Origin of the sequence: Variovorax paradoxus (assembly GCA_016806145.1) — a bacterium.
Taxonomy (GTDB): Bacteria; Pseudomonadota; Gammaproteobacteria; order Burkholderiales; family Burkholderiaceae_C; genus Variovorax.
Genome location: CP063166.1, coordinates 6,166,931 through 6,179,760, shown reverse-complemented (window position 1 = coordinate 6,179,760; position 12,830 = coordinate 6,166,931). Strand labels below are relative to the sequence as shown.

Here is a 12,830-nt window from a genome sequence, read left to right as displayed (position 1 = left end):
TTCGGTGGCTTTTGAATTCAAGGGGCGATCGTCCGAGGGCAACCGGACATGATAGACCGCCCGGGATGTCATGGCGAGCGGGGCGGTTCTTCGCGGGCGACGGGCTCCTGCGGCTGCGCCGCGAGCCGCCCGGTGGCCGCGCCCACCATGTGCTCGGCCAGCGTCTCGTACAGCGGCCGGCTGATCATGCGCGAGACCAGGCTCGCGAGCATGGCCGAGGCCATCAGGCTCAGCACCATGGCATGGCCGTCGACCATCTCCATCACGATGATGAAGGCCGTCAGCGGCGCCTGCGTGACCGCGGCCAGGAAGCCGGCCATGCCGAGCGCGATCAGCGCGGGCCCGAATTCGGGGCTCGCGAGCCGCGCGATGGCGTCGCCGATGCCGGCGCCGATCGACAGCGAGGGCGCGAAGATGCCGCCCGGTGCGCCGCTCCAGGCCGTGAGCCAGGTGGCGATGAACTTCAGCAGCGTGTAGAGCGGCGAGAGCGGGGCCTCGCCATGCAGCATGCGCTTGACCGCTTCCGAACCCGCGCCGTAGGTGACGCCGCCCGTGGCCAGCCCGATGACGGCCACGGCCAGCCCGCAGGCCGCCGCGAAGCGCACCGGATAGCGCCGGCGCCAGTGGTTCAGGCGCTGCGGCGCGCCGGTCAGCGAGGCGATCAGCAGGCGCGCGAACAGCCCGCCCGCCACGCCGCTGAGCAGCGCCACCGCCAGGCCCGGGCCGAGCAGGCTCCAGTCGAGGTGCGGCACGCGGATCACGCCGAAATAGCTGAGGTTGCCGAAGGCCGACACCGCCACCAGGCCCGCGAGCACGATGCCGGTGATGATCACGCCGCTGGCGCGTGCCTCGAGCCGGCCCGACAGCTCCTCGATGGCGAACACCACGCCCGCGAGCGGCGCGTTGAACGCGGCCGCGATGCCGGCCGCGCCGCCGGCCACCAGCAGCGCGCGCATGTCGATCGTGCTGCCGGGCGACAGCCAGCGTTTCGCGTGCTGCATCACGCCGGCCGCCACCTGCACCGACGGCCCTTCGCGCCCCACCGACAGGCCGGCCGCGAAGCCCGCGGCGCCGAGCCCGATCTTGGCCAGCGTCAGCCGCAGCGAGGCGAACAGGCCACGTTGGTCGGACGGCAGGTCGGGATCGAGCGCGGCCTTGATCTGCGGGATGCCCGAGCCCGCCGCGCCCGGGAACCAGCGCCGCGTGGCCCAGACGATGGCGGCCGTGAGCGCCGGCGTCCACAGCAGCACGGCCCAGGGATGGCGCCGGAACAGGCCCTCGAACAGCGCGAAGGCCCATTCGGCCGCATGCGTGAAGCCGACCACGAACAGGCCCGCGAGCACCGCGTAGCCGAGCACGATGGCGCGGTCGACCCACAGGCGCCAGCCCGAAAACTCGGCGCGCAGGTTCTGCAGGAAGTCGGGCTCGTGATTCATCGGTCCAGCCCGCCATTCTGCCGCGCGGTATCCGGCCGCCGTGCCAGCGGAGGCCGCGTCGCCCGGCCCATCGGGCACAATGCGTGTCCTCCTTTTTCCTTCAAACCTCCTCTTACTCATTCATCAGGGGCAGCGCACATGGCATCGGTCAACAAAGTCATCCTCGTCGGCAACCTCGGCCGCGATCCCGAAACCCGTACCTTCCCGAGCGGCGACCAGGTGTGCAACGCGACCCTCGCGACCACCGACAAGTGGAAGGACAAGCAAAGCGGCGAGATGCGCGAAGCCACCGAGTGGCACCGTCTCGTGTTCAACGGCCGCCTGGCCGAAATCGCCGCGCAGTACCTGCGCAAGGGCTCGCAGATCTACGTCGAAGGCCAGATCCGCACGCGCAAGTACACCGACAAGGACGGCGTCGAGAAGTACGCGACCGACATCCGCGTCGACCAGATGCAGATGCTCGGCAGCCGTCAGGGCCAGGGCGCCCCGGCGGGCGGCGGCTACGACGACGGCGGTTACTCGCAGGGCGGCAATGGCGGTGGCGGTGGTGGCGGCTATGCACCCGCACCGGCACGCGCTCCGGCCGCCGCGCCGCGCGCACCGGCGCCCGCGCCGCGCCAGGCACCGGCCAAGTCCTCGTCGGGCTTCGACGACATGGACGACGACATTCCGTTCTGACCGGATCCCGCGGCGCGAGGCTTGCCTCCCGTCGCCCCCCGCCAGCCGGCCAAGGGCCGATCGCCATGCGCGATCGGCCCTTTTTCTTTGCGCCTTCCGGGGCACGAAAGCGCGAAGCCGCAAAATAGGAAGGGATTTCTATAGTGGAAATACTTTCCAATTCTGCTTATGATCGTCCGCAGCCGGGCCCCCTGGCCCTGCGCTTTCAGCCCTGGAGACGATCCGTGCCACTGCCTCGCCCGTTGTCCGTGTCCGATCTGCGGCGCGTGCCGAACGCGCCGTCCTGAGCGTTCGCCCGCGCCCCCCGCGCGTCTTTCGCGCGCCCGCTTCCGCCGTGCACCCGGTCCTTCCTTCGCTCGCCGAGGGAGGGTGGCCTGCTGCACCCGATCGAGGCAGGGCGGCGCTTTTCCGCTTTCCCGTCTGAGGCCGGCATTCCTTGGTGCTTCGTCGGCTGCTTCCCCGGCCATCGGAAGCAGCCGAGCCATCCCGGCAGGGCGCGCCCGCGCGGCCCCGGCCACGACTACAAGTAGGAGACTTCGTGAAACCAGCTCATTCCCTGACCCTCGGCCTCGTGTCGAGCGCGGCGCTCGCCCTGGTCCTGACCGCCTGTGGCGGCGGCAGCGGCGGCGGCGGTGCCGGCTTCGTGCCGGTCGCGGTGGCACCGCCACCGCCGCCCGCGGCGCCCGAAGAACCGGTGGACGACCGACCCACCGATCCCGTGGCCGAGGCGCCCGACACCAGCTTCGACACCTACTACAACGTCTGCCGCGGCACCGACCGCAAGTGCTACAACGACTGGGGCGCCTTCGCCACCACGCCCGACCGCGTGCTGATCTACTCGCGCACCGCCGGACCGCGCCACGCCAACCTCGGCACGCCGATGGGCACGGGCCTCAACCCGGTCATGAACCCCGACAACGTGATGCAGGCCGGCCTGGTGCGCATGCTCAAGGACGCGGGCATCACGGCCGACTGGACCGAGGACGTGGCCGTGCTCGGCAGCCGCATCAACAACTACAAGGCCGTGATCTTCGCGAGCTCGAACCGCGACACGCTGTGGAACGGCTCGGTCGCGACCAGCAACGACGCCGCGCGCACGGCGCTGCGCAACTACATGCGCCGCGGCGGCGGCTTCGTCGGGCTGCACAACGCCTTCGGCGCCGAATACAACTGGCCCTACTACGAAGGCCTGCTGGGCAACGCCAACTTCTACAACCACGGGCCCAACCGCTCGGGCGACGTCGAGATCATTGCCGACGACCCCTCCACCGTGGACCTGCCCAAGCGCTTCACCTTCCAGGACGAGTGGTACAACCTCGCGCCCTTCCCGACCAACGTGAAGTTCCTCGCCAAGGTCGACACCTCCACGCTCAAGCCGCTGACCTCGCCGCCGCATCCGGGCCATGCGGACTTCCACCCCGTGGCCTGGTGCCAGTACTACGACGGCGGCCGCGCCTGGCTCAGCACGCTGGGCCACAACGACCACTCGTTCACCGCCAGCTCGACCGGGCCCGGCGCGGACCAGTTCCAGAAGCTGGTGGTGCAGGGCGTGAAGTCGGCCATGGGCCTGACGCCCTTCTGCACCTGAGCTGACCCCAGCGGCCTCGCGGCCCGCACGGCGCCCCGGCGCCGTGCGCGCGGTGCTGCGCGCCGCGTTCCTCTTTCCCATCGCGGACAACCCTTCCTTCGGAGCGGAGATCTTCACCATGCGACTCACATCACTGGCAGCGACGCTGCTCGCCTGCGGCGCGATCGGCGCGCCCCTGCTGCTGGCCGGCTGCGGCGGCGGCGATTCGGGCGGCGGCGCCTTTCCCTGGTTCGCGGCGCCCCCGCCGGCACCCAATCCACCGGCCCCGCCGCCGGCACCGCCCGCGGCCGGCCCCTCGGCCGCCGAACTGGCCGACTGCTGCACCGCGGGCGACCGCGACTTCCCCAAGGTGGGCGGCAACCTCGGCAACCAGAACTACTCGAGCCTCGCGAAGATCGACAAGGCGCGCGTCGGCCAGCTCGGCGGCGCCTGGCTCAACCGCATCGAGGGCGGTACCAACACCGGCAACAGCCAGAGCACCACGGTGGTGGTCGACGGCGTGATCTACATCGAGTCGGCGCTCGGCAACCTGATCGCGGTCGACGGCAAGACTGGCGTCACCAAGTGGAAATGGACCACGCCCTATGGCGCGATCACGCGCCGCGGCGCGGCGGTCGCGAAGGACCTGGGCCTGGTCTACACCGTGGCCACGGGCAACCGGCTGGTGGCGCTCGACACGAAGACCGGCAAGCCGGTCTGGATCAAGCAGTACCCGAGCAGCACCACCGACCCCGACTACCAGGGCGCGGTGCAGAAGGTGGCGCTGGTCTATCACGACAAGCGCCTCTACGTGGGCACCAACGACGGCAACCGCGGCGCCGCCTTCTCGGCCGACGCGGCCACGGGCAAGGTGCTCTCCACCTTCTGGGGCGTGCCGCGCGTGGGCGAGCGCGGCTACGACACCTGGGGCGGCGCGCCCGAATCGGACCGCACCGGCGCCACGCCGTGGATCCACCCGGCGGTCGATCCCGAGCTGGGGCTCGTCTACTGGACCTTCGGCAACGTGCGCGGCGGCTCCTCGCAGAACGGCTCCACGCGGCCGGGCCTGAACCTGTTCGCCAACTCGATCGTCGCGCTCGACCTCAAGACCGGCGAGTACAAGTGGCACTTCCAGTCGGTGCACCACGACATCTGGGACATGGACAACGTGATGTCGCCGGTGCTGGCCAACGTGAGGATCGCGGGCCAGGAGCGCAAGGTCGTGATCTACGGCAGCAAGACCGGCATGTACTACATCCTCGATCGCAAGGACGGCAGCGCGCCGCTGGGCATCGACGAGATGCCGGTCAAGCAGGACGCCCGCCAGGCGAGCTGGCCGACCCAGCCCTTCCCGCGCCAGGGCGCGTGGACCGAGACCTGCATCGTCGACCAGCCGCTGGGCACCGCGATCCCGGGCGACCCGAACCGCGCCGTGCCCAACTACCTCAAGGGCTGCCTCTACGACGCGCACTGGGACGTGCCGCTGCTGTCGATCCCGGGCCACGGCGGCGGCGCCAACTGGAACCACCAGTCCTTCAGCCCGCGCACCGGCCTGGTCTACACCGGCATGGGCTACGTCTCGGCCGCGCACTCGCTGACCGAGTCGAGCAACGGCCTGCGCCCGCCGGGCACCTACATGACCGGCGCGGTGGTGGCGGTCGACCCGGGCACCAACCTGGTCAAGTGGAAGAAGCCCATGCCCTACTCGCTGGCGCACGGCAACGGCATCCTGAGCACGGGGGCCGACCTGCTGTTCATCGGTCAGCCCGACGGCAACCTGCTCGCGCTCGACGCGGGCGACGGCAACGAGCTGTGGCGCTTCCAGACCGGCGCGGCCATCGCCGCGAGCCCGGTGGCCTACGAGGTCGACGGCGAGCAGTACATCGCGGTCTACGCGGGCGGCACCAGCATCCCCTACGGCGACTCGGCGCCGCGCGGCGACTACCTCTGGGCCTTCAAGGTCGGCGGCACGGTGGCGCCGGCGGCCACGCCCAGGCCGCCCGAGGTGCGCCGGCCGGTGTCGGGCCAGCCGGTGGAAGGCGCGGCGCTGCCCACGCCCAACACCGTGTTCCTCGCGCGCGTGCAGACCGCGGCCAACGCGCCCGGCACCAGCGAGAGCACCGCGGTCAACGCGATGACGCCGACCTGGATGCGCGTGCCCGCGAACACCACCGTGACCTTCACCAACCCCGCCGGCAATGCCAACCAGCACTGCGCCACGCAGTTCTTCGAGGGCCGCTTCGACTTCAAGCTCGCACCGGGCCAGTCGGCGCAGCACCGCTTCGACACGCCCGGCGAGTACTTCTACAACGACTGCCACAGCGCGCGACCGACCGGCAAGATCGTCGTGTACTGAGTCCGCGCGCGATGCTCGAAGGCCCCGGTGCGAACCGGGGCCTTTTTCGTTGGTGCGGGAAAGGAGCCGGCCAGCCGGCGCGGCTCAGCGCAGGCGCTCGCGCAGCGGATCGCCGATCAGCGTGGCGCGGCGCGCGCCGCCCTTCGTGTTGCGCGACCACAGGCGTTCGTTGCCGAGGCCGTCGTCGGCCACGAACAGCACCGCGTCGCCGAGCGCGACGAAGCCCAGCGGCATCGCATGGCGCGGTCCGGGCGCGACATCGGCCGCGAGCCGCGTGCCGGCCGTGCTGCCATCGGTGGACCAGGGCTCCACGCCGTGCACGCCGTCGTTGGCCGAGAACCACAGCCGGCCGGCGGCCTGCGCGAAGCGCGCGGGCGAGCCGCTGCCGGGTCCCGGCCCCAGGTCCTTCACGAGCCGGGTGCCGGCCGCGCTGCCGTCGCTGGTCCAGAGTTCGGCGCCGGCCTCGCCGTCGGTGGCGGCGAAGTAGAGCCGGCCGCCGAAGGCCGCGAGCGGGCCGGGCACCGAGCTCGCGGCGCCGGGCCGCAGGTCCTTCACCAGCCGCGTGCCGGCCTCGGTGCCGTCGCTGCGCCAGAGCTCGATGCCATGCGTGCCGTCCTCGGCCGCGAAGTAGAGCGTGCTGCCCACGGCCGTGAGATGCGCGGGCCGCGACGCGCCCTCGCCGGGCCGGATGTCCTTGACCATGCGCGTGCCGGCCTTGCTGCCGTCGCTGGTCCAGAGCTCGATGCCATGTTGGCCGTCGTTCGCGGTGAACCAGAGCCGGTCGCCGATCGCCACCAGGTTCTCGAGGTTGCCGTCCTCCGCGCCGGGGCGGATGTCCTTCACCAGCCGCGTGGTCTCGGGCGTGCCCTCGCTGACCCAGAGCTCGTGCCCATGGGCGCGGCTGGTGGCGGTGAAGAACAGCCGCCGGCCGGCCGGCGTGAGCTGGCGCACCACCGCGCCCGGGCCCGCGTCGATCGCGGACACGCGTTGCGTGCTGCGCGCATCGCCGCCGGTCTTCCACAGCTGGAAGCCGTGGCGGCCGTCGTTGGCGACGAAGTACAGCGCATCGCGCCAGGCCGTCAGCTCGGCCGGCATCGCGTCGGCCTCGCCGGGATTCAGGTCGGTCACGCGCTGCGTGCCGCGCGCCGTGCCGTCGCTGCGCCACAGCTCGAGGCCGTGCGCGCCGTCGGTGGCGGTGAAGTAGACATGCGCGCCGAAGCGCGTCTGCCAGCTCGGGAAGGCGCCGCGAAAGCCGGGGCGGATGTCCTTCAGCGGCACGGTGCCGGCGGTGGTGCCGTCGCTGCTCCAGAGTTCCTGCCCGGTGGTCACGTGGAAGGCCGAGAACAGCACGCGCGGGCCCAGCCGCACCAGGCCGGTGGGCCCGACAAAGGCGCGCGGCTGCAGCTGCTCGGGCAGCACGTCGCGCGCCGGGTCCTGCGCCGACGCGGCCAGCGGAACGAAGAGCGCGAGCGCCGCGCACAGCGCGCGCAGCCGGCAGCGCGAAGGCGGCAGGGCGGGCGCGCGCATCAGCCGCCGAACCATTTGGCGGGCACCGTCACCAGTTGCGGGAACAGCACCATGAGGAACATGATCGCGAACTCCGCCGCCATGAACGGCAGCACGCCGCGCGTGACCTCGTCCATGCGCATGCGGCCCACGCCCGCCACCACGTTGAGCACCACGCCCACCGGCGGCGTGATCAGCCCGATCGAGTTGTTGATGATGAACATCACGCCGAAGTAGACCGGGTCGATGCCGGCCGCCGCCACCACCGGCATCAGCACCGGCGTGAGGATCAGGATGGTCGGCGTCATGTCCATCGCCGTGCCCACCGCCATCACCAGCAGCATGATCGCGATCATCAGCACGATCTTGTTGCCCATGAAGGGCTCGAGCAGCGCCACCACCTTGGCGGGCAGGTCGGCCACCGTGATCAGCCAGGCGCTGACCATCGCCGCGGCGATCAGGAACATCACGACCGCGCTGGTCTTGGCGGCGCTCACGAAGATCTTGTAGAGATCGGGAAAACGCAGCTCGCGGTAGATGACCGTGGCCACGAAGAGCGCGTAGACGGCGGCCACCACGGCCGCCTCGGTGGGCGTGAACACGCCCATGCGCAGGCCGACCAGGATGATCACCGGCAGCATCAGCGCCCAGCCGGCCTCGCGCGCGGCGCTGGCGATCTCGCGGCCGGACTTGCGCGGCGGCGGCTCGATCTTCTCGTGCCGCACCAGCCAGGCCCAGGTGATCCACAGCGCGCCGCCGATCAGCAGGCCGGGCACGATGGCCGCGAGGAAGAGCTTGGAGATCGAGACGTTGGCCGCCACGCCGAAGATCACCAGCCCGATGCTCGGCGGGATCACGGGGCCGATGATGCCGGTGGCCGCGATCAGGCCGCCCGCGCGGGCGCGGTCGTGGCCGGCCGAGACCATCATCGGCAGCAGCAGCGCGGTCAGTGCCGCCGCGTCGGCCACGGCCGAGCCCGACAGCGCCGACAGCAGGCAGCCGGCCATGATGGTCACGTAGCCCAGGCCGCCGCGCACATGGCCCACCAGCGCGAGCGCCAGCGCGACGATGCGGCGCGACAGGCCGCCCGCGTTCATGATCTCGCCCGCGAGCATGAAGAAGGGCACGGCCAGCAGCGGGAAGCTGTCGGCGCCGCCGATCAGGTTCTGCGCCAGGATCTGGGCATCGAACAGGTCGAGCTGCCACATCAGCGCCACGCCGCTGGCCAGCAGCGCGAACGCGATCGGCATGCCGAGCGCCATGGCCAGCAGCAGCGATCCGAGGAAGACGGCGATCGTCATGCGCGGCGCTCCCGTTCGTGGTCGAGCACCTGCGCGAGCGCGGCGGCCTCTTCCGATTCCTGGATCGCCACCAGCTGGTCGTCGGCCAGCTGGCCCGTGAGCAGGCGCAGCAGTTCGATCAGCAGCAGCGCCGCGGCCAGCACCGAGAACACCAGGCCCGAGGCATAGACCACGGCCATCGAGGCGCCGGTGACCGGCGCCTCCACGTCCCAGTTGATCCGCGTCTGCGCCAGGCTGCCCTGGAACAGCAGCCACAGGATGTAGAGCATCAGCAGGTGGCTGGCACCGAGGCACAGCTTGCGGCCCAGCGGCGGCAGCTTGCCGACCACCATGTCCACGCCGAGATGGGCATGCTCGCGCAGCGCCACCAGCGCACCCAGGAAGGTGATCCAGATGAACAGCCAGCGCGAGACCTCCTCGGACACGGTGATGCCCGAGTTGAGGCCGTAGCGCAGCACCACGTTGCCGAACACCAGCACCACCATCACGGCCAGGAAGGTCGCGATCAGCGCCTCCACCACGCGGCAGGCGCGATCGATCCATCGATTCATGTCGTCCTCTTCAATCCAGTCGGTGGGCGCGCGCCGTGCAACGGCGCACGCGCGGGCTCACTGCTTGTCGTCGCGCACGATCTCGACCAGCGCGCGCAGCGCCGCGAGATAGGACTGCGGTCCGAGCCCCTGCACCGTGCCGCGCACGGCCGGCGAGATGATCGAGTGCGCGCGCCAGGCCTCGCGCGCCGCGATGTTCGACATGTGGACCTCGATGGTCGGGAACGGCATGGCCTTGATCGCGTCGTGCAGCGGCACGCCGTGCTGGGTGAGGCCCGCGGGATTGACCAGCGCGCCCTGCGCCTCGTCGATGTGCTGGTGCAGGAAGTCGACCAGCGCGCCTTCGTGGTTGGACTGGATCGTCGCCACCGTGATGTCGAGCTCGCGCGCGAGCTTGTCGATGCGCGCGTCGATCTCGGCCAGGGTGGTGCGGCCGTAGATGTGCGGCTCGCGGCGGCCGAAGAGGTTGAGGTTGGGGCCGTGCAGGACGAGGAACTTCATGATGGATGCTCGCGGTTGCGGTGCGCTCACTGCTTGCCGCCGCGGATGCGCGCGAGCTCGTCGTTGTAGAGCTTGACGATGGCCGGGTCGTACTGGGCCGCGAACTTGTCGATCACCGGCTGCGCGATCTCGCGCATGCGCACCTGCTCCTTCGGCGCCACCTCGTTGAACTGCGCGCCCTTGGCCTGCAGCTCGCCGACGGCCTTCTGCGCCGCGGCGCGGCTGGTCTGGCGCTGGTAGCCGCGCGCCTCGTCGGCGGCCTCGCGCATCCACTTCTGCTCGGTGGGCGAGAGCTGGTCCCAGAACTTCTTGCTCACGAGCACGATGTTGGCCGCGTACACGTGGTTGGTCGCGCTCACGAACTTCTGCACCTCGTAGAACTTGTTCGACAGGATCACGGCGAACGGGTTCTCCTGGCCGTCGACCGCCTTCGACTCGAGCGCGCCGTAGAGCTCGGCGAAGGGCATCGGCACCGGGTTGGCCTTGAAGGCCTTGAAGGTGTCGAGGAACACCGGGTTCGGGATCACGCGGATCTTCAGGCCCTGCAGGTCCTCGGCCTTGGTGATCGGGTGCTTGCTGTTGGTCACGTTGCGAAAGCCCAGGTCCCAGTAGCCGAGCGCCACCAGGCCCTTCTCGGGCAGCTTGGCGATCAGCGCCTGGCCCAGCGGGCCGTCGAGCAGCTGGTCGGCCTGCTCGAAGCTGGCGACCGCGAACGGGAAGTCGACCAGGCCGAAGTCCTTGACGATGCCCGCGAGCGAGGTGGTCGCGGGCGCCGACATCTGCTGCACGCCGCCCTGCAGCGCCGACTGCTGCTGCATCTCGTTGCCGAGCTGGTTGGCCGGGTACTCCTGCACCTTCATCTTGCCGCCGCTCTTGGCCGCGAGCAGCTCGGCGAAGCGCTTCACGCCCAGGCTCACCGGATGGTCGGTGTTGTTGAGGTGGCCGAAGCGGATGGTGCGTTCCTGCTGCGCCAGGGCGGGCGCGGCGAGGCCGATGCAGAGGCTGGCGAGGGCGAAGGTGCGAAGGAATTTCACGAAGGACTCCAGGGAGGGACGGAAGGCGGCATGGCCGATGCGATGGAAGGCATTCTGTGGGGAATCGGAAAATCTTTCCACTATGGAAATCCCTTCCCTTCATCTGCTAGAGTTCGCCTGTCGCCATCGGTCCGCGACATGAACCGGGAGTACTGACATGAGCGAAATGCTGGGACGCAGCTTCAGGGTGCTGGAATATCTGGCGTCCCATCCCGAGGGCGTGCCCCTGTCCCTGCTGGCGGGCGATCTGCAGATCCCGCTGAGCGCCTCGCACCGCCTGCTGACGGAGCTGATCCGCTACGGCTACGTGCGGCAGGAGCAGCGCGACGGCCACTACGTGCTGACCATCAAGCTGGTGTCGATCGGCCTCTCGTTCCTCAGCAACTCGGGCGTGGTCGATGTCGCGCAGCCGCTGCTCGACCAGCTCGCCAAGGCCTCGGGCGAACTGGTGCGCCTGGCGGTGGTCGACGGCGACGAACTCACCTTCGTGGCCAAGGCGCAGGGCGCCACCCACGGCCTGCGCTACGACCCGGACATGGGCCTGTCGGTGGCGCTGTCGTGCAGCGCGGCCGGCCATGCCTGGCTCTCGACCCTGCCCGAGGACGACGCGATGGCGCTGGTCGCGAAGAAGGGCCTGGGCAAGCCCGAGGACTTCGGCCCCAAGGCGCCGACCACGCTCAAGGCCGTGATGGTCTACGTGAAGGCGGCGCGCCAGCGCGGCTTCAGCCTGATCAACGAGGTCTTCGCGCCCGGCATGACCGCGATGGCGGCGCCGGTCTTCGGCCCGTCCGGCCCGGCCATCGGCGTCATCACCATCGCCGGTCCCGCGGTGCGGCTGACGCCGCAGCGCATGGAGACGCTCGGGCCGACGCTGATGCAGGCCGCGGCCGAGGTGGCGACGGCGAGCGGGGCCTCGGCGCTGTTCAAGAAGCGCGCTTAGTCGGCGTCTTCGTCCGACGCGTTGCGGATGCGCAGCGCCATGTCGTAGAGCGTGTTGCGCGGCGCGCCCGTGATCTCGGCCGCGAGCTTCACGGCGCTCTTGACCGGCAGCTCGGCCAGCAGCAGGCGCAGCACGCGTTCGCCCTCGGCGCCGTCGTCGGCCGCCACCGCCACCGGATGCAGCACCAGCGCGAACTCGCCGCGCGTGCGGTCGCGCTCGGCCGCGAACCAGGCGGGCAGGGCGCCGGCCGCCAGGGTCGCGATCTCCTCGAACTGCTTGGTGAGCTCGCGGCCCACGGTGACGCGGCGCTCGCCGAGCACGGCCAGCGCGCGCGCCAGCGGCTCGATGCGGTGCGGGGCCTCGAGCAGCACCACGGCGCGCGGCTCGCGCGCGAGCGCCTGCACCGCGGCGTCGCGCTCGCCGGCCTTGCTCGGCAGGAAGCCCGCGAACACGAAGGCGCTGCTCGCGCTGTCGCCGCTGCCATCGGACACCAGCCCGGCCGCGCCGACCAGCGTGGTGACGCTGCTCGCGCCCGGCAGCGGCAGCGCGCGCAGGCCGGCCGCATGCACCGCGGCCACCAGCCGTGCGCCGGGATCGCTCACGCCCGGCGTGCCGGCGTCGCTGACGTAGGCGATGCGCTCGCCCTGCGCGAGCCGCGCGACCACGGCCTGCGCGGCCTCGGCCTCGTTGTGCTGGTGCAGCGCGAGCAATTGCGCGCCGGGGCGGTCGATGCCGTAGGCGCGCAGCAGGCTCTGGGTGTGGCGCGTGTCCTCGCAGGCGACGGCGTCGACCAGCTGCAGCACGTGCAGCGCGCGCAAGGTGATGTCGGCCAGGTTGCCGATCGGCGTGGCGACCACGTAGAGGGTGCCCTGCGGATAATGCTGCGCACCGGCGGCGTCGCGCGCGGCCCCGAGGGCGGCACCGAAAGAGGCGGGTGCGAGTGAGGCCAAGCGCTTTTCT

11 protein-coding genes are annotated in these 12,830 nt (G+C 71.0%); 4 read left to right on the top strand and 7 right to left on the bottom strand.

Annotated features, from left to right (window positions below):
• Positions 1–68: 68 nt before the first annotated feature.
• Entirely contained in the window at positions 69–1,436 is a 1,368-nt protein-coding gene (locus tag INQ48_28875; GenBank protein QRF57260.1) for a chloride channel protein, read from the bottom strand.
• A gap of 138 nt (positions 1,437–1,574) precedes the next feature.
• Between INQ48_28875 and ssb the strand changes: the two genes are divergently transcribed.
• The 3 genes from ssb to INQ48_28860 all read left to right on the top strand — a co-directional run bounded on the left by ssb (position 1,575) and on the right by INQ48_28860 (position 6,037).
• Positions 1,575–2,114 (top strand): single-stranded DNA-binding protein, encoded by a 540-nt coding sequence (gene ssb, locus INQ48_28870; protein ID QRF57259.1) that lies wholly within the window; start codon positions 1,575–1,577, stop codon positions 2,112–2,114.
• A gap of 592 nt (positions 2,115–2,706) precedes the next feature.
• Complete coding sequence (locus INQ48_28865) at positions 2,707–3,702, top strand: ThuA domain-containing protein (GenBank protein QRF60945.1); 996 nt, start codon at positions 2,707–2,709, stop codon at positions 3,700–3,702.
• Between the two features lie 118 nt (positions 3,703–3,820).
• Entirely contained in the window at positions 3,821–6,037 is a 2,217-nt protein-coding gene (locus INQ48_28860) for a PQQ-binding-like beta-propeller repeat protein (GenBank protein QRF57258.1), read from the top strand.
• An 84-nt stretch (positions 6,038–6,121) separates the two neighbouring features.
• On the opposite strand, the gene INQ48_28855 is transcribed toward INQ48_28860, so the two are convergent.
• The 5 genes from INQ48_28855 to INQ48_28835 are packed head-to-tail and all read right to left on the bottom strand — an operon-like array spanning position 6,122 to position 10,930.
• Positions 6,122–7,564: a hyalin gene (locus INQ48_28855; GenBank protein ID QRF57257.1), complete on the bottom strand. Its 1,443-nt coding sequence runs from the start codon at positions 7,562–7,564 to the stop codon at positions 6,122–6,124.
• Positions 7,564–8,844 (bottom strand): TRAP transporter large permease subunit, encoded by a 1,281-nt coding sequence (locus tag INQ48_28850; protein QRF57256.1) that lies wholly within the window; start codon positions 8,842–8,844, stop codon positions 7,564–7,566. Before INQ48_28850 ends, INQ48_28855 begins: the two co-directional genes overlap by 1 nt.
• Positions 8,841–9,395 (bottom strand): TRAP transporter small permease, encoded by a 555-nt coding sequence (locus INQ48_28845; protein ID QRF57255.1) that lies wholly within the window; start codon positions 9,393–9,395, stop codon positions 8,841–8,843. The genes INQ48_28850 and INQ48_28845 overlap by 4 nt, the downstream gene beginning before the upstream one ends.
• Before the next feature lie 57 nt (positions 9,396–9,452).
• Positions 9,453–9,896, bottom strand: a complete 444-nt coding sequence (locus tag INQ48_28840) for a 3-dehydroquinate dehydratase (GenBank protein ID QRF57254.1) — start codon at positions 9,894–9,896, stop codon at positions 9,453–9,455.
• A 26-nt stretch (positions 9,897–9,922) separates the two neighbouring features.
• Positions 9,923–10,930, bottom strand: a complete 1,008-nt coding sequence (locus tag INQ48_28835; GenBank protein ID QRF57253.1) for a TRAP transporter substrate-binding protein — start codon at positions 10,928–10,930, stop codon at positions 9,923–9,925.
• Positions 10,931–11,087: 157 nt separating this feature from the next.
• On the opposite strand from INQ48_28835, the gene INQ48_28830 reads away from it, so the two are divergent.
• The gene (locus INQ48_28830; protein QRF57252.1) at positions 11,088–11,870 is read left to right on the top strand and encodes an IclR family transcriptional regulator; all 783 of its coding nucleotides are present in this window, start codon (positions 11,088–11,090) and stop codon (positions 11,868–11,870) included.
• On the opposite strand, the gene rsmI is transcribed toward INQ48_28830, so the two are convergent.
• The gene (gene rsmI / locus INQ48_28825; GenBank protein QRF57251.1) at positions 11,867–12,820 is read right to left on the bottom strand and encodes a 16S rRNA (cytidine(1402)-2'-O)-methyltransferase; all 954 of its coding nucleotides are present in this window, start codon (positions 12,818–12,820) and stop codon (positions 11,867–11,869) included. The two genes, INQ48_28830 and rsmI, sit on opposite strands and share 4 nt — an antisense overlap.
• Positions 12,821–12,830 lie beyond the last annotated feature (10 nt).

Excerpts from the sequence above, each read along its gene's own strand:
- INQ48_28855 (QRF57257.1), bottom strand. The coding sequence starts at position 7,564 with ATGCGCGCGCCCGCCCTGCCGCCTTCGCGCTGCCGGCTGCGCGCGCTG.
- INQ48_28845 (QRF57255.1), bottom strand. The coding sequence starts at position 9,395 with ATGAATCGATGGATCGATCGCGCCTGCCGCGTGGTGGAGGCGCTGATC.
- INQ48_28850 (QRF57256.1), bottom strand. The coding sequence starts at position 8,844 with ATGACGATCGCCGTCTTCCTCGGATCGCTGCTGCTGGCCATGGCGCTC.
- INQ48_28875 (QRF57260.1), bottom strand. The coding sequence starts at position 1,436 with ATGAATCACGAGCCCGACTTCCTGCAGAACCTGCGCGCCGAGTTTTCG.
- ssb (QRF57259.1), top strand. The coding sequence starts at position 1,575 with ATGGCATCGGTCAACAAAGTCATCCTCGTCGGCAACCTCGGCCGCGAT.
- INQ48_28840 (QRF57254.1), bottom strand. The coding sequence starts at position 9,896 with ATGAAGTTCCTCGTCCTGCACGGCCCCAACCTCAACCTCTTCGGCCGC.
- INQ48_28860 (QRF57258.1), top strand. The coding sequence starts at position 3,821 with ATGCGACTCACATCACTGGCAGCGACGCTGCTCGCCTGCGGCGCGATC.
- INQ48_28830 (QRF57252.1), top strand. The coding sequence starts at position 11,088 with ATGAGCGAAATGCTGGGACGCAGCTTCAGGGTGCTGGAATATCTGGCG.